Genomic DNA, 15,460 nt, shown 5'->3' with positions numbered 1-15,460 from the left:
GCTCCACACATTTTTTTCAATAACCAGGAGACCTGCATGAAATATCTGGACAACGTGAGGTACGCCTCACTGGAAGGCAAGGTGGTCGCGATCACGGGGGGCGCATCGGGCATTGGTGAAGAACTCGTTCGCGCCTTTGGGAGCCAAGGTTGCAAAGTCGCGTTCCTCGACTTCAACCGCGACGCCGGCGATGCCTTGGCGCGAGAAATCGGTGGTGTCTTCCTTCATTGCGACGTCACCCAACTGACCGAGTTCAAGGCCTGCTTCAAAAAGATCCAAGACGAACTGGGCTCGATCGACATCCTGGTGAACAACGCCGGCAGTGACGACCATCACAAGATCGAAGACATCACCGAGGAATATTTCGAGAACCGCATCGATGTCAACCTGCGCCACCAAATCTTCGCCATTCAGGCCGTGATCGACGGAATGGCCGCAAAAGGCGGCGGCAGCATTATCAACATGGGGTCGATCAACTGGATGCGCGGGCGGCCCGGGCGCGTCATGTACTCACTGTCGAAAGCGGCCATCCACGGATTCACCCGGACCTTGGCCCAGGAACTTGGCGCTCGCAATATTCGCGTCAACAGCCTCGTTCCGGGCGCGATCCGCACGCCGAAGCAAGACGCCATGTGGGCGAAGCTCGATCCCGCCCAAGTCAATCAATTCATCGAGATGCAGGCGCTCAAATTTCGCCTGGATGGCACGCATTGCGCTCGCATGGCCCTGTTTCTGGGCTCCGAGGAATCCAGCGGTTGTACCGGGCAGGATTTCATCGTGGACGCGGGTCTGACTTTAAATTAAGGAGAACCAAATGGACTTGCTTCACGTAACCACCCCGGACGGAACACCCGTCGAATCCTCCACCGTAATTACGGTGGTTTGCCTGATGTTCCTGTACACCTTCGTTGGCATCTGCGCGGGCTTCGGTGGCGGACTGACGACCATGCCGCTGGTCTCCTTGCTGCTGCCGGTCAAGATGGCTGCACCTATGGCGGTGATTGTGGGTTCGGCCACAGCGTTGTACGCGACATGGCTGTCACGCAAGGACACAGACTGGAAATCGGCGGTGGTCCTGATTATTTTCTCGATGATGGGCATTCCGATCGGCCTGTATGCCTTGTCATATCTGCCAGACACCATCATGAAGATGACTCTCGGGGTGTTTCTGATCGTCTATTCGTTCTACAGCTTGTTCATTCCGCGACTGCCGACCTACGACAAGCGCTGGATTGCGGCGCCGATGGGCGCCATCGCCGGTGCAATGGGGGCGGCATTTGCGACCAATGGGCCACCATTGGTAATCTACGGAATGCTGCGCAACCTCGCACCGGCGGCGTTCCGCGGCACGCTGAATGCGGTCTTCACAGCCAATAACCTCATGATTATCGGCGGCCAGTTCTCAACCGGCATCGCGAATATGTCGTCCCTGAAACTGGTGATTCTGTCGATCCCCATGATGATCCTGGGCTCGCTCGTGGGGCAGTTCGTGCACAAACGCCTGCCACCACCGGTGTTCCGTAAGCTGGTGTTTTATCTCCTTATCGGTTCGGGCGCGATGCTGATCAAGGGAGCCGCCCAACTGCCGGCCTTGCCGGTGCTGGGAATTGCCTTCGGGACTCTGATCGTTCTCACGCTGATTTTCGGCAGGAAGGTGGCTGCCATCCGCGCCGAGCAAGAGCGAATCGCGGCCGCAGAGAAAGCAGTGGCCTGACTTCGATGCAGTTCCCGCCGCATTTCCGCGTCGGCGAACACTCAACCAGGCAGCAGCCATGCGTTCGACTCTTTCATTGACTTGGCCTTCGAAAGCGTGACGTGCGCTGCTGACATCCTGCCGTCGTCGTGACCGAAACCGGACAGACTTCCGTTTCTGCGAACCGCCAGCTTACTTTCACAAAGGAATATCTTGACTTATCCAAACACCCAACTCTTCCTCAACGGCCAATGGCGCGACGCCGTAGCTGGCGAATCGCTGGCTGTCTTCAACCCTGCCACGGGGAAGGAAATCGGCCGCGTGGCCCACGCGCGCCAGGCCGACTTGGACTTGGCGCTTTCGGCCGCACAACAAGGCTTCGAAACCTGGCGCGACATGCCAGCGATCGAGCGCAGCAAGATCATGCGTACGGCAGCCGTCCTCCTGCGCCAACGCGCAACTGCCATTGGCAAGCTGCTGACGCAAGAGCAGGGCAAGCCGCTGGGGGAAGCAACAGGCGAAACGCTCGCCTCGGCTGACATCATTGAATGGTTCGCCGACGAAGGCCTTCGCGTCTATGGCCGTATCGTGCCGTCGCGCTTTAGCCTGGCGGCGCGCCAGATGGTGCTCAAAGACCCCGTCGGTCCGGTCGCTGCATTCACGCCGTGGAACTTTCCAATCAGTCAGGTAGTGCGCAAGATGGCGGTCGCACTGGCCACTGGATGCTCGATGATCGTAAAGGCACCGGAAGAAACACCGGCCGCGCCTGCCGAATTGGTCCGCGCCTTCGCAGACGCGGGCCTGCCGCCCGGCGTGCTCGGGCTGGTGTACGGCACGCCCGCGGACATTTCCACCTACCTGATCTCGCATCCCGTCATCCGCAAGATCACCTTCACCGGATCAACCCCGGTGGGCAAGCAGTTGGCCGCGCTGGCCGGCAAACACATGAAGCGGGTCACGATGGAGTTGGGCGGCCACGCGCCGGTGATCATCGCGGAGGACGCCGATGTCGACCTCGCCGTGAAGTCTGTGAGCGCTGCCAAGTTTCGCAACGCCGGCCAAGTTTGCATATCTCCCACCCGTTTCCTGGTGCACGAGAGCATCTCGAAGCAGTTCTCCGAAGCATTCGTCAAGCACGCGCGCGGCCTTGCAGTCGGCGACGGCCAGCTCGAAGGTACGCAAATGGGCCCGCTGGCCAATCCGCGACGCGTTACGGCCATGGCCGAGTTCACACAGGACGCGGTGGAACGCGGCGCCACGCTGGCCGCTGGCGGCGGTCGCATCGGCGCTGCCGGCAACTTCTGGCAGCCGACCATCCTCACCGATGTACCACTGGACGCGAAGGTGTTCAATGACGAGCCGTTTGGCCCAATGGCCGCCATCCGCAGCTTCAACAAGCTGGAAGACGCGATCGCCGAAGCAAACCGCCTGCCGTTCGGATTGGCAGGCTATGCATTCACGCGCTCGATCAAGAGCGCCGACCTGCTGGCACGCCGCGTCGAAGTGGGAATGCTCTGGGTCAACATGCCAGCCCTGCCGACGGCTGAAATGCCTTTCGGTGGCGTGAAGGATTCGGGCTATGGCTCCGAAGGCGGTCCCGAGGCGATGGACGCATACCTCAATGCGCGTGCCGTCACCATCATGAACGTTTGAAATCCGAGTCGCTATGCGGATCTGCCCGTATGGCGAAATACAAAAACCTCCTGGTTGGAAGCGACACCGTATGCGTGGGGAACCTTGGCGATTCCTCTTTCAACAAATCGGGGCTGAAAATGTTCAACAACGTATTGCTTTGCCACGCCGAGTCCGAGTGACATCAGCACAACCCCTTCAAGGGATCGAGAGATGTCGCCTTATGCGCGCAAGGCCTCATCAATCCCAATGCGGCTGGTGGATTGCGCATGCGCAAAGGCTATGCGATCGTTCGCGCGTTGGCCTCCGTGCTCAAACGCACCACCAAGACTCACTGGCGCGTGCTCCAGCAACTGGACCAGACGTCGCTTACCGTACAGGTTTCGTGTCGCTTGAGCGAACGTCACTATGGTGCGCCGCAGGTTTGAACAAGACCGAAACGGCTTCTGAACTCGAGGATGCGCGAGCCAGGATTCGTCGCATGGCCAATGACATGGCGCAATCTCTTCTGCCTCAGGGCGACGCCCGCTACAACGCAGGCGATCCACGCCGCACCAATCTCACGCCTGATGAATTGCAGCGAATAGAGTCTCTGCGCGGCACCGGCGCGCAGGTGCTTCCATCGACGCACGAGAAGATCGTGCGCGCGATCGGCGAAGGCGAGCGCGTGATCGTCCTGGCGCACGGCAATAGCCCGAGAGAACTGATTCGAAGACCTTGGCGATGTCTCCAATGCCGACAACATCGTGGGATCTAACCTATCCACAGACCAACCTCTTGAGTACGGGCTTGGCTTCACGGTGGCAGCAACGAATCACTGCGACCTCGGGGACGAAGAGGTAATCAGAAATCGGGCAACTGGTCGCGCGGCAAGACACGTTGCAACACCTCGCATGAATACCAAAACCATGAACAACAGTGATTTACATAACGTCGTGCATCGAATCGTCGTCGTCGGTGGTGGCGCTGGCGGACTGGAACTCGTGACCCGGCTTGGCGACAAACTTGGCCGCAAGGGCCGAGCGCATGTCACCCTGATCGACAAGGCGAGAACTCACTTCTGGAAACCACACCTGCATGAAATCGCAGCGGGCAGCGTCGACCTCAATATCCACGCTACGAACTACCTGGCGCAGTCTCACTGGCATGGATTTCGGTATCGGATCGGCGAGATGGTCGGTTTGGATCGGACGCGCAGGGAAGTTCATGTCGCCGCAGCGCACGATGACGAGGGCGTCCCAATCACTCCACCCTACACTCGCCCCTACGACACCCTGATCATTGCGACGGGAAGCCAGACCAATGATTTCGGAACACCTGGGGTGGCGCAACACGCCATCGCGCTCGAAACGCCGAAGCAAGCGGAGCGTTTTCATAGTCGTCTTGTGAATGCCTGCATTCGGGCTCACGTTCAGGGAACTCAGAATGGCCCTCAGCAGGTGGAGGTGGCGATCATCGGTGCAGGCGCAACGGGAGTCGAGTTGGCGGCAGAGCTGCACCGTGCAATGCGTACCCTGGTGTCCTACGGACTCGATCGAATCGACCCTGAGCGTGACATTCAAATCCATCTTATTGAAGCGGGTCCGCGCATACTGCCTGCGCTATCCGAGCGCATTGCGACGGCCGCAGCGGAATTGTTGGGCCGCCTGGGCATACGCGTTAGAAGCGGCACGCGCGTCACGGGGGTGACCGCGGATGGCGTGCAGCTCGCGAGTGGCGAGTTTCTCCCCGCCCAGCTCGTTGTTTGGGCCGCCGGCGTGAAGGCTGCAGAGTGGATGAAGGAGCTCGACGGACTGGAGACCAATCACCTCAACCAACTCGTCGTGCAACCAACCCTTCAGACGACACGCGACCCGTCCATCTTTGCGCTTGGCGATTGCGCGGCAGCCCCTTGGCTCGGGCGCGAAGGGAATGTCCCTCCGCGCGCGCAGGCAGCACATCAGCAGGCCTCTCACATCTCAAGCCAAATTGCGCGACAACTGCGCGGCCAGCCTCTGCGGCCGTGGCAATACCGGGACTTCGGATCACTCGTGTCACTTGGCGACCATTCGACCGTTGGCAACCTGATGGGAGGATTGATCGGAGGCAATCTTTGGGTTGAGGGACTATTCGCTCGCGCGATGTACTTATCGCTTTACAAGATGCACGAAGTCTCGGTGCATGGGATTTGGAAAACGACTCTAGGGACTGCATCCAGAGTGCTATCTCGCAGCACAGAGCCGAGAGTAAAGCTCCACTGATCGGCCACTGGCTGAGGGCTGGTGACAGGCCTCGGCGCCGGCAGTTTTTGTGGGCATGGTCGTCGTGCCCGCGCTGTCGGACAAGCAGGGGCGCAAAAGGTCATCGCGGATCGCGGTCGCACCGCACGACCGACACGAAGGGCTGATGCCGGACGACGACGCGCAGTGTGTAGAGCAATGCGCCCTTGATTCCCCCTTTACCTGGTAAGTCGGTTGATGCATGCCGGGCGGCTCCTGCGCCGATCGGTGTTCGTCCGGGAGTTGTTGTGTTGTTGCCGCAAGATCTCAAGCTCGAATTCGAGCAAATGAGGATCGACGGCCGCCTATTGCCTGGGGCGCATGGTGGGAGCGGCCCACGCGCGCCAGATGGACACGTCCACGCGAAAGGCCTGGCGCCGGGAGCTCTCGTCCGGCCAAAAAGGTCATCGATGCGCCGCCGTGGCTTTGGACAAGTCGTGGATCTCGTTGCATCGCATGAACGCGGTTACATGGACCACTGTCGGCGCCATGCGTTGAGCCCCGCTATGGCGGCGTCATCTTGATCGACTGCATCGGTAGTCACTTCGACCCGAATCTATAATTGAAAGAGCGGCACCACATCGAGGCCGACGACATCGCAAGCGTTCACGTGGCGACCTATCGGCCGGCGCTCGACATCGCCTGCTACACGCAGCCCACCACCGCCAACGAAGCGCGCTTCAGCCTGACCTACGTGGTGGCAACAGCGCTGGCGCATGGGAGCGTCCGACTTGCGGCCTACGAGCCGGCACGACTGGACAATCCGGTCACCCGAACGCTGATGGAACGCATCAGCATCGCAGTGGACCCCGAGCTCGACGCAGCCTTCCCGGGTCAGCGCGCCGCGCGCTTCGTGATCGAGATGCGCGACGGCCGTCGCCTCGAGCACCTGCAACCCAACCGCAAGGGCGATCCGGAGGAGCCCTTGAGCGATGGCGATCTCGAGGGCAAGTATATGGAGTTGGTGTCACCGGTGATTGGTCAAGACCGCGCCAAGATCCTGCTCGCAAAGATCTGGGCGCTGGACCAAAGCGCGACGCTGCCGGTCGCTTGAGGGTCGATGTAGAGGCAGCGCGTTGCTCGCCTTCGACGGGTAGCAACGGCGCTTTTCTTGGCAATTGAATGGCCAACCCAACGGTGCCTCTGCCGTGGAGGTGGCCATTCTGCTACGGCCCTGCCGATCAATCCGTGGTGATTCGGCCTTCGGTCACGACCTTGCGCCAGCGCTGCTCCTCCGATCGCATGAACTGGGTCATTTCCTGCGGGGTGTTGACGGCCACCGTGAGGCCCTCATTCTTCAGTCGGGCGCGATAGTCGGGCGCCTCCGCGGCCTTGCGTATGGCAGCGTTAAGGCGGGCCAACACTGGTGCCGGCGTGCCGCCTGGCGCGAAGACGCCGTACCAGACCTCTGCCTCGTAGCCGGGGACCGTCTCGGAGACCGCTGGAATATCCTTGTACGCACTTGAACGAGTCCTGGAGGTCACGGCAATCGCGCGCATCTTCCCCGTCTCGACGAACTTGCTCACGCCGCCGGCCGTCCCGAAGAGCATGTCCACCTGCCCCCCCAGCAAATCGGTGTAGGCCGGACCCGCGCCTCGATAGGGCACGTGGGTCAAGTCGATTTTGGCCATGTTCTTCAAAAGCTCGGCGGCGAGGTGCACCGCCGAGCCGTTGCCCGAGGATGCATAGTTCAATTTGCCTGGCTTTTCCTTGGCGGCCTTGATGATGTCCTGGAGAGTCTTGAAAGGGCTGTCTGCGCGAACCACCAGGACATTGGGGCCATGGCATATCAGCGCAACCTCCGAGAACCCTTTCTGAGTGTCATACGGGAGGTTCTTGACCAGCGAAGCATTGATGGCAATCGCAGAGGTCGTCATGAGTAGGGTGTAGCCGTCCGGTGCCGACTTGGAAACCAGATCCGACCCAATCACGGTGCCCCCGCCTGCCTTGTTGTCGATGATGATGGGTTGCCCCAAGTCCTTCGACATTGCCTGGGCCAGCGCGCGGCCGACGACGTCCGTGCCGCCACCGGGTGCGTAGGGCACGACGATGCGTATGGGCCGCGAGGGGTATGGCTCAGCGCCAAATGCGAGACCGATTGCGGCCATCGCGCCGCCTGCTCCCGCAATTCGAATCAGCGAGCGGCGATTCATGTGAGTGTGTTCCATGGAGTTCTCTCGGTGAACCGCATGCGATATGCACACGCGATGAAAATCTGAATACGGAAATCAAAGAAAAGGGTCAGAGCGATCCGGCGGCGTCTTTCCGAACATGGTTCGGCGCGTGTTTCGGAACGCAGGTCGTACGCGCGAACTCCATGGAGTCGCACGCACGGCGAGCCAGGCCGGACTTCCCAAGGTGTCCGCGCTCACCAAGTCGTAGCACGCGTAGAACTTCGGAGAGCCAGTAGCGTCTACATACCGGGTCGCGCGCACCGTTCCCGGCACAGATGCCAGGCCCGGGAGGTGTTCCTGCGCATACCAGGCATTGAGGTCTTCCTCGAACTCGGGAAGGACGTCCGTCTCCACGACGTAGTGCTTGGTGACGACGTGGCCGAAGGAGGCGCCGGGGAGTTCCTGGACACAACGAAGCCTCAGCCAGTCCGCCTCGCTTCCGGCAACCGAGTGCGATGGCCGCGTGTTCCCCGATGCGTACAGGTAGCACATAGAGCCATCCAGCGCATGCCACTTTTGAATTGTCGACGCCTGCGCCTCGATCAGGTTGGGCAAACCATCCCGAGGGTCGCTCGACGTGTGGCGCTTCAGAAGCCATAGGTCTTGCATTGCCGGCTCGCAGTCAGTGGGCGACGTTGAGCGCGACCAGGAGCCGCGACACCATGTTGTATGCCGCAACCGTGGCCACCACTTCGACAATCCCCTTGGCATCGAACTGCTCCTGTACACGGGCCATGAGTTCGTCAGGCACGACGACCTGGCGGGTCATCGCGTCCGACAACTCGAGCACGAGTCGCTCGATTGGCGAGAAGACGTTCGATAGCGCGCTCTGCCGCACTGCCTCGATCTTGTCGTCGCTGACCCCCGCCTTCTGGGCATGCGGCACGTGGGCGTCGTATTCGAAGCTTGCACCGTTGAGCACCGCGACGCGAAGGATCATCAACTCCCGCAGATCGGCGGGCACGCCGGTCTGGTTGCGGACAGCCGTGAGCATGCGCTCCCAACCCGAAGCAATTGGCCCGCTGTTGAGCAGCACTTGGTACAGCAGCGACACGCGACCGCGCTCGGCCATGATTCGCGCCTCGACTTCTGCCAGCTCTGCCCGTGTACCGGGCTGGACGAGTGGCACGCGGATGTTGTGTGCTGTCATCAGTCTGCCTTGATGTTCTTGGCGCGGATCAGCTTGGCCCACTTCTCGGTGTCCCGCTTCTGGATCGCGGCAAGTTCCTGTGGAGTGGACGGCGCTGGCTCGGTGCCGGCCTTGAGCAACTTGTCGCGGACGCCGGCATTGGCCAGGGTGTTGCGCAGCGCCTTGTTCAGCGCCTCGATCACTTCCGGCGGCGTCTTGGCGGGTGCATACAGCGCATACCAGTTGTTGGTGTCCACGCCCTTGATGCCCTGCTCCTCCAGCGTCTTGACGTCAGGCAGCGACGGATGCCGCTTGCTCGAGGCAACACCCAATGCCTTGAGGCGCCCGCCCTGGAGATGGCCCAGCAAGCCGGGAACGTCCCCGAAGAACCCGCTGATCTGGCCACCCATGAGGTCCGTGATCGCGGGAGCGGCGCCCTTGTACGGCACGTGCAAGAGCTTGGCACCAGTCGAATCCGAAAGCTGCTCGATGGCCAGGTGCGGGATGCTTCCAGTGCCGGATGAGCCCATCGCCGTCGGATCGGAGCGCTTCTTGGTCGCCGCCACGAACTCTGCCGCGTCCTTCGCCGGGTTGCTTTGCTGCGTGACCAACAGCTCCACGTTGTTGACCACAAGGGAGACCGGCGCGAAGTCGCGCTGCATGTCATAAGGCAGCTTCTCGTAGAGGGACGAGTTGATAGCTGCAGCGCCCACGCTTGTGAACCAGAGCGTGCTGCCGTCGGGCGCCGACTTCATGACGTCCACTGCCCCGATCGCGCCATTCGCGCCCGGCTTGTTGTCGATGATGACGGTGCGTCCAAGTTCCTTGCCAAGCTGCTCCGAGAGCGTCCGGGCCACGGAGTCCACGGGTCCGCCCGAAGTGAAAGAGACGACGATCCGGGTCGTCTTCGGTTGTGCGTTGACGGCAGGTGCCAGCGTCACCGCGAGTGCTGCGGCAAGCAGGATGTGTTTGATCATGGTGTCTCCAAGTAGTTGTGAATTCGCGCTCAGTCGCAGCGCGCGGTCATGCCGCCGTCGACCAACAGTTCAGTGCCCGTGATGAATCGAGCCTCGTCGCTTGCCAGGAACAACACCGCGCTCGCGGTATCCCGGCCATCGCCCATGAAGCCGAGGGGGATGCGCTTCTGGCGCTGCGCAAGCAGTGCCTCGACATCGCCACCTGAACGTTGCTTGGCGAGGCGCGTTTCCACCATGGGCGTGTGAAGTTGTCCCGGCACGACGCTGTTGACGCGAACGCCCTTGGCCGCATGCTGGACCGCAATCACCCGCGACATCTGGATGACGCCGGCCTTGGTGGCGGCATAGGCAACCTGCGCGCTGCCGGTCCATCGCATGCCGGACGTCGACGAGATGTTGACGATGGACCCGGCCTCCTTGGCGAGCATCGTGGGCAGCACATGCTTGCACGTCAGGAACACGCTCTTGAGGTTGATGTCGATCTGGGAGTCCCACGACTCTTCGGACAGCTCCACCGGCCCGCCTGCGGCCGAGCCGCCTACGTTGTTGACGAGGATGTCGATCGTGCTGTAAATGTCCAGGCAGGCCGCGGCCATCGCCGCCACGCTCTCGCTGCTCGTCACGTCACAGACCCAGGGCGTGATGGAGGCACGTGCGTCGCCTGCCAGTTCGAGGGTTTCGTCAAGCCGCTCGCGGTCGCGGTCCACCGCGAACACCTTGGCGCCCTCCTCTGCCAGTCGCACCGCGATGGCTCGGCCGTTTCCCCAGCCTGCGCCGACGCATCCTGCGCCGGTCACGATGGCCACCTTGTTGTTGAATCGAAGAGTCATGTTCTGTCTCCAAATTGATATAGACGTTCGGGATTGCTGACGAGGAGTGCCTGGCGCGCCGCTTCGGATGGCGCGATCTCGGCAATAAGATCGACGAGCTGTTGCTCGTCAGGCACGGGGCCAGCGTGGTTGGGATGGGGCCAGTCATTGCCCCAGACGACGCGATCCCCGAACTCCGCGACCAGCGTCCGGGCAAAGGGCTGGGCATCCGCGTAGGGCGGGCCAAGCCGGGTAATGCGGTCCATTCCGCTGACCTTGACCCAGAACCGCTCATCGGCCATCAGCCGGAGCAGTGCCTGGAAGTCCGGCTGGCCGATCCCCTTCGACGCATCGATCCGGCCGATGTGGTCGATGACGACCGGCGTTGGCGAACGGCGCAATGCAGGGGCGAGATCGGTGAGAAGGGCTGAATCACCGTGGATCTGCAGATGCCAGCCCAAGGGTGCAAAGCGGGAGGCCAGAGAAAGCACGTCCTCGATCGGCGTATGCCGGCCGAGATGCCCCATGAAATTGAACCTCACGCCGCGAAAGCCTGCAGCGTTCAGGCGTTCCAGTTCCGTGACGTCGACATCGGTCGGCAGGAGGGCAATCGCACGGTAGGTCGATGGCCGCGATGCGACGGCGTCTTCGGTCGAACGGTTGTCAAAGCCGTGGCATGCGGACTGCACCACGACACAGCGTTCCAGTCCGAGCTGGTCGTTCAGTGCGTACAGGTCTTCCTTGGGTGCATCCTGGTCGGGAATGAAAGTGGCATCCGACGCATAAGGAAAGCGGGAGCGCGGCCCGAAGACGTGGCAGTGGGCGTTGCAAGCTCCAAGTGGGAGTGTTGATGTCATGGCGCGAGTTTCTCAATCCGGAAGGCAAAGCGTAAGGACATCCCTTCTATACCAGATATGCTTATCTGCTATATGTCTAAGGCAACTTCTCTATTTCGAGACCGTGGTCGGGTCGGGCAGTTTCAGCCGGCGGTGCGGTGGCAGTGGACCCCGCGCAACCAGCCTGACTGGCGATTGCAGATCGCCGCGACTGCTGTCGTCCATCCCGGTTGGTATCCGGACTGACGGCGGTGTGGTTGTCGGCTCCGCGCCGCTCGGCCACGAGGGCATGGTTTCAGGCGATGGCCTGACCTACTACGTGGGGGACTGGATCAACAGCACATACCGCGGCGTCGACATCACGAACATCAGCAAGCCGAAGGCGATTGCGTCGTTCAACATGAAGACGGAACTGGGGCTGGCCGCGCACGGACTGTCAGTCAGCGCGGACGGCAACCGCATCTACGCGACGGCTCCCTTCAATCCCACGGCCGCGGACGTCGGGGTAACGATGAAGAACGGGTTCGTCGTGCTGGACACCTCAGAGGTTCAAGCCCGCAAGCCGAATGCAAAGATCAAGCACATCTCATCCAGCCTGTACACCGACGGCGCCGGCGCGCAACACACCATTGCAGTCAAGGTTGGCGGAAAGCCCTACATGGTGATGGTCGACGAACTTGGCTCTGGCGTTTCAGAACAGGCAAGTGATGTGACGGACACCTGCTCCAAGGGCCTGACGCCCTTTCCGATGACACGCATCTTCGACATGGCGGACGAGACCAAGCCTGCATTGTGTCCAAGCTGATGTTGGAGACTCACGACGTCAAGAATTGCTCCCTGATCGTCCCTGACTTGGCCGGTTTGGGGAGCTTCATCTACGGCAGTCACTTGTCCTGGACAGGCGTTCGCTTCGCGTAGCCCGCATTGTTGACGACGATGTCAGTTTTTCCCCAAGTTGCGCAGATGCGATGCTGGACATCGAAGCCTCGGAAATGGAAGAGGGTTCGAAAGATCCCAGATCCTGCGATTGTGGCCGAAGGAAAGGCCCCAGCCCTCACGTCGCAATCAACATGCGCAGCGTTTTCCTGAGTTGCCAGGTGTTCTCGGAGCACATTCAACGGCTACGGGCGCATCGTCAACGTGACTTCCCTGGCGGGCCAGAACGGTGCGATTGTTGCCTCTGCCCACTATGCGGCCGCCAAGGCAGGCGCCATCATGCTGTCGAAATACTTCGCGCAGCAGCTCGCTGGCACCGGCGTCACTGTGAACGCCATTTCACCGGGACCGATCTCCACGGCCAAGGGACGTCTGTCGCAAGAGCAAGTGACGCGCATCGAGAAGCTGGTGCCGATAGGTCGCTTTGCGGAGGCCTCGGAAATGGCAACGGCCGTTGCGCTGCTTGCGTCAGACCAAGGCGGATTCTTTGTGGGTGCCACGCTGGACCTCAACGGCGGTCTCTTCATGCACTGAGCACTGGCGATGACATGGTGGCCATTGTCCAGACAAACTGATTAGCTCAGCGACGTCACGCGACCGCGGAAATCCAGTTCCTTCAGCAGCTGAGCCGTCTCGCGTGTGAGCCGCGTCGCCGGGCGGGCCATCGGCACGGCCAGGGTCAACGCGTTCCAGATGCTTGGAGGTCCTAGCGGTGCGTAGGGGAGCGTGTCGCTGTAGCCACTGACGACGATGGCACTCTCCGGGAGGATGGTGGAACCCACCCCACTGGCAACGAGGGCCAGCACGGTGTTGACCGCACCCACTTCCGCCAGGACTTGCAGTTCGACGCGCCGCGGTAACAGCACGGCGTCCACGAGGCTGCGGATCGCATTGGGTGCGCTTGGAAGAACCATCGGATAGTTTGCGAGCGTCGACAGCCCGACGCGCGGGGGAAGTTCATGACCCGGCGGCGCCACCAGAAAAAGTCGCTCTCGCATCAACTGCGTGTACTCCAGTTGCGGAGAAGGCGGCGGATCGAACAGTAGCGCCATGTCCATGCGTCCCGCGATCAATGACTCGCGCAGTGAAAGGCTCAGCCCCTCAAGTACCGTGATCACCGCCCGAGGGAAACGTTCACGAAAGCGCTGGACAAGAGAAACGCTCAAGCCCAAGGCCACCCTGGGCGGCATGCCGACGATCACTTTTCCGCTGGGGCTCGTACCCATGTCGCGCAGTTCCTCGTGCGCGCGCCTCGCGGCGTCCAGCATCACGCGAGCATGTACCAACAGCGCGTCGCCGGCGTCCGTGGCGGTCACGCCGCGCCCGGTGCGCACCAGGAGTCGCTGGCCGAGTTCGGCCTCCAGCAAAGCAACCTGCCGACTCAGGCTCGGCTGCGCCAAGTTCAGCGCAACAGCGGCGCGGCTAAAGCTACCGCTCTGCACCACGTTGACGAAATATTCAAGCTGACGCAGATCCATAGCCAACAAGCATAGCTGGTATCGAGCCGATGCTCTACCGCTTTGTCGCCTCGCAGATCAAACTTCCATTCATACCGCTGCCGCGCCTCAAGCTTTACAGGCAGTCAAGATCATGTCATCTAGATGGCGCAGCAATTTGGGCGGCACAGTCCGCACGCTGCTCAGGGGCCGGACACGATACGCCGCAGCGAAGTGAACAGCAATGCTCGCGATATCAAAGACTTACCGCACACACCCCCACGTCGTTGCTGGCGATCCGATGCGTCACTTTCGACACCGAACACAAATCGACCCCATCGCGGGCTGCGCAAGGGCTCTTGGAACGCTCATTTCGAACTTGGGCGCTTTGATGATTCATTGAGACGAGTGGGCCCGATGGCGGCCTCGGCCTTCCGGCTTCAGGCATCAGGCAAGACGAACGGTGGCACAGTGACGCACCCGGTGTTTGCCAGACCAATTTGGCGGCGAGCTATTCTTTTTTTGCTGGCCCCGTTGATTCGCGCACGACCAACGCAACCTCAACTTCAGTATTGCGAGGAGGGGTCTCTCCAGCAAGCGACGCGAGCAAGCGATCTGCCGCGGTTGACCACATCGCTTCGGTCGGAACGCGCATTGTGGTGAGCGCGGGTTGCATGTGACTGGCCATGTCCAGATCATCAAAGCCAACGATCGAAACATCCCCCGGCACATCCAGGCCGATCGACTGGGCCTCGCGCAGCGCTCCAAAGGCGAGTACGTCGTTGCCGCAGACGACGGCTGTGGGGGCTGGGCGTTGAGCCATCAGTTGGCGAAAGCCCTCCCGAGCCTCAGACAGGCTGTACGGCCGTTCCACCAGACGCGCCGGCGGCAATTCCAAGCCTGCTGTCGCCAAGGCCTGCCTCACGCCGTTGACGCGCTGCAGAGCGCGATCGTTGGACTGCGTAATGCCCGCGAGCATGGCAACACGGCGATGGCCCAGGTCGATCAAATAGCGGGTGGCTCGCGCGGTCGCAGCCGCGTTGTCGAACCCAACGCTCATGAGTTCATTGTCGGGTTCATGCACCATGACATGAACGCAGGGCAGTCCACGTTTGCGCAAGAAGAGCAGGAGGTCGGGGTGCTGGCTGAAGCCGCATAGAGCGAGTGCATCCACGCCGCGCGTGACCAGATTCATCGCCTGTCGCATTTCGCTCTCCTGGTCATATCCGCTGGTCGCGATCAGCAAGTGAACATCGAAGTGCGCGAGGCGTCGCTGCAAGGCATCGATGGCTTTCGCAAAGATTGCGTTGTCGACCGTCGGGAAGACGGCGCCAACGGTTCCGGTGCGGCGCAACATCAGGGCGCGCGCGCCGGCGTGGGGCACGTAGCCAAGGCGTGCGACCGCGCCGAGGACCTTCTTGCTCAGCGCGTCTCTGACCGAGTCGGGCTGATTGAGTACACGCGACACCGTCGCCGTGGACACGCCCGCCAATTGAGCGACGTCATTGATGGTGGGCGCGGTTTTTTCTCGAGTTTCCATATCAATACTGTATGCGTTTACAAGCCATTTCAGCACACAT

Annotated in this window: 15 protein-coding genes and 2 pseudogenes; 9 read left to right on the top strand and 8 right to left on the bottom strand. The window is 61.4% G+C overall.

All coding sequences use genetic code 11. From position 1 onward, the window contains the following. Nucleotides 1–36 precede the first annotated feature (36 nt). From WKW80_RS21270 to WKW80_RS21245, 7 genes and pseudogenes are all read left to right on the top strand, one after another. Complete coding sequence (locus tag WKW80_RS21270) at nucleotides 37–804, top strand: SDR family NAD(P)-dependent oxidoreductase (protein WP_340365558.1); 768 nt, start codon at nucleotides 37–39, stop codon at nucleotides 802–804. Between the two features lie 10 nt (nucleotides 805–814). Next, nucleotides 815–1,714, top strand: coding sequence for a sulfite exporter TauE/SafE family protein (locus WKW80_RS21265; RefSeq protein ID WP_340365557.1), 900 nt, complete (start codon nucleotides 815–817; stop codon nucleotides 1,712–1,714). Nucleotides 1,715–1,906: 192 nt separating this feature from the next. Further along, complete coding sequence (locus WKW80_RS21260; protein ID WP_340365556.1) at nucleotides 1,907–3,346, top strand: NAD-dependent succinate-semialdehyde dehydrogenase; 1,440 nt, start codon at nucleotides 1,907–1,909, stop codon at nucleotides 3,344–3,346. Nucleotides 3,347–3,531: 185 nt separating this feature from the next. Then, nucleotides 3,532–3,753 (top strand): annotated as a pseudogene (gene gpmA / locus WKW80_RS37355) (2,3-diphosphoglycerate-dependent phosphoglycerate mutase); the annotation flags it as partial. Next, on the top strand, nucleotides 3,750–4,082 hold the full coding sequence (locus WKW80_RS21255; RefSeq protein ID WP_340365555.1) for a histidine phosphatase family protein: 333 nt from the start codon (nucleotides 3,750–3,752) through the stop codon (nucleotides 4,080–4,082). The pseudogene gpmA and the gene WKW80_RS21255, both read left to right, overlap by 4 nt. Nucleotides 4,083–4,218: 136 nt before the next feature. Further along, a complete protein-coding gene (locus tag WKW80_RS21250; protein WP_340365554.1) occupies nucleotides 4,219–5,565 on the top strand; it encodes an NAD(P)/FAD-dependent oxidoreductase in 1,347 nt (448 codons plus the stop codon). 580 nt (nucleotides 5,566–6,145) lie between these two features. Further along, nucleotides 6,146–6,637: pseudogene (locus WKW80_RS21245) on the top strand (MmgE/PrpD family protein); the annotation flags it as partial. A gap of 127 nt (nucleotides 6,638–6,764) precedes the next feature. Here the strand turns inward: WKW80_RS21245 and WKW80_RS21240 are convergent. The 6 genes from WKW80_RS21240 to WKW80_RS21215 are packed head-to-tail and all read right to left on the bottom strand — an operon-like array spanning nucleotide 6,765 to nucleotide 11,529. Continuing rightward, nucleotides 6,765–7,751: a tripartite tricarboxylate transporter substrate binding protein gene (locus tag WKW80_RS21240; RefSeq protein ID WP_340365553.1), complete on the bottom strand. Its 987-nt coding sequence runs from the start codon at nucleotides 7,749–7,751 to the stop codon at nucleotides 6,765–6,767. 60 nt (nucleotides 7,752–7,811) lie between these two features. Then, nucleotides 7,812–8,366 (bottom strand): hypothetical protein, encoded by a 555-nt coding sequence (locus WKW80_RS21235; RefSeq protein WP_340365552.1) that lies wholly within the window; start codon nucleotides 8,364–8,366, stop codon nucleotides 7,812–7,814. 13 nt (nucleotides 8,367–8,379) lie between these two features. After that, nucleotides 8,380–8,907, bottom strand: a complete 528-nt coding sequence (locus WKW80_RS21230) for a carboxymuconolactone decarboxylase family protein (protein ID WP_340365551.1) — start codon at nucleotides 8,905–8,907, stop codon at nucleotides 8,380–8,382. Then, the gene (locus tag WKW80_RS21225) at nucleotides 8,907–9,863 is read right to left on the bottom strand and encodes a Bug family tripartite tricarboxylate transporter substrate binding protein (RefSeq protein ID WP_340365550.1); all 957 of its coding nucleotides are present in this window, start codon (nucleotides 9,861–9,863) and stop codon (nucleotides 8,907–8,909) included. The genes WKW80_RS21230 and WKW80_RS21225 overlap by 1 nt, the downstream gene beginning before the upstream one ends. A 29-nt stretch (nucleotides 9,864–9,892) precedes the next feature. Further along, nucleotides 9,893–10,693: an SDR family NAD(P)-dependent oxidoreductase gene (locus WKW80_RS21220; protein WP_340365549.1), complete on the bottom strand. Its 801-nt coding sequence runs from the start codon at nucleotides 10,691–10,693 to the stop codon at nucleotides 9,893–9,895. Continuing rightward, complete coding sequence (locus WKW80_RS21215) at nucleotides 10,690–11,529, bottom strand: amidohydrolase family protein (protein WP_340365548.1); 840 nt, start codon at nucleotides 11,527–11,529, stop codon at nucleotides 10,690–10,692. Before WKW80_RS21215 ends, WKW80_RS21220 begins: the two co-directional genes overlap by 4 nt. 103 nt (nucleotides 11,530–11,632) lie before the next feature. Here WKW80_RS21215 and WKW80_RS21210 point away from each other — a divergent pair, with 103 nt between their 5' ends. Beyond that, nucleotides 11,633–12,313: an LVIVD repeat-containing protein gene (locus WKW80_RS21210; RefSeq protein WP_340365547.1), complete on the top strand. Its 681-nt coding sequence runs from the start codon at nucleotides 11,633–11,635 to the stop codon at nucleotides 12,311–12,313. 335 nt (nucleotides 12,314–12,648) lie between these two features. Beyond that, nucleotides 12,649–12,978, top strand: coding sequence for an SDR family oxidoreductase (locus WKW80_RS21205; RefSeq protein ID WP_340365546.1), 330 nt, complete (start codon nucleotides 12,649–12,651; stop codon nucleotides 12,976–12,978). Nucleotides 12,979–13,019: 41 nt separating this feature from the next. Here WKW80_RS21205 and WKW80_RS21200 read toward each other — a convergent pair whose 3' ends face one another. Further along, nucleotides 13,020–13,922 carry a LysR substrate-binding domain-containing protein gene (locus WKW80_RS21200; protein WP_340365545.1) on the bottom strand — a complete coding sequence of 301 codons (903 nt, stop codon included), beginning with the start codon at nucleotides 13,920–13,922 and terminating at the stop codon, nucleotides 13,020–13,022. A 469-nt stretch (nucleotides 13,923–14,391) separates the two neighbouring features. Further along, complete coding sequence (locus tag WKW80_RS21195; protein WP_340365544.1) at nucleotides 14,392–15,420, bottom strand: LacI family DNA-binding transcriptional regulator; 1,029 nt, start codon at nucleotides 15,418–15,420, stop codon at nucleotides 14,392–14,394. Nucleotides 15,421–15,460: the final 40 nt, after the last annotated feature.

This window comes from Variovorax humicola, from assembly GCF_037889915.1.
GTDB classification, from domain to species: domain Bacteria; phylum Pseudomonadota; class Gammaproteobacteria; order Burkholderiales; family Burkholderiaceae_C; genus Variovorax; species Variovorax humicola.
The sequence above is the reverse complement of the archived record's forward strand: the minus strand, read 5'-3'. Positions and strand labels throughout refer to the sequence as shown.

Coding starts and splice junctions, on each gene's coding strand:
- WKW80_RS21270 (WP_340365558.1), top strand. CDS start 37: ATGAAATATCTGGACAACGTGAGGTACGCCTCACTGGAAGGCAAGGTG.
- WKW80_RS21265 (WP_340365557.1), top strand. CDS start 815: ATGGACTTGCTTCACGTAACCACCCCGGACGGAACACCCGTCGAATCC.
- WKW80_RS21250 (WP_340365554.1), top strand. CDS start 4,219: ATGAATACCAAAACCATGAACAACAGTGATTTACATAACGTCGTGCAT.
- WKW80_RS21240 (WP_340365553.1), bottom strand. CDS start 7,751: ATGGAACACACTCACATGAATCGCCGCTCGCTGATTCGAATTGCGGGA.
- WKW80_RS21235 (WP_340365552.1), bottom strand. CDS start 8,366: ATGCAAGACCTATGGCTTCTGAAGCGCCACACGTCGAGCGACCCTCGG.
- WKW80_RS21230 (WP_340365551.1), bottom strand. CDS start 8,907: ATGACAGCACACAACATCCGCGTGCCACTCGTCCAGCCCGGTACACGG.
- WKW80_RS21225 (WP_340365550.1), bottom strand. CDS start 9,863: ATGATCAAACACATCCTGCTTGCCGCAGCACTCGCGGTGACGCTGGCA.
- WKW80_RS21220 (WP_340365549.1), bottom strand. CDS start 10,693: ATGACTCTTCGATTCAACAACAAGGTGGCCATCGTGACCGGCGCAGGA.
- WKW80_RS21215 (WP_340365548.1), bottom strand. CDS start 11,529: ATGACATCAACACTCCCACTTGGAGCTTGCAACGCCCACTGCCACGTC.
- WKW80_RS21200 (WP_340365545.1), bottom strand. CDS start 13,922: ATGGATCTGCGTCAGCTTGAATATTTCGTCAACGTGGTGCAGAGCGGT.
- WKW80_RS21195 (WP_340365544.1), bottom strand. CDS start 15,420: ATGGAAACTCGAGAAAAAACCGCGCCCACCATCAATGACGTCGCTCAA.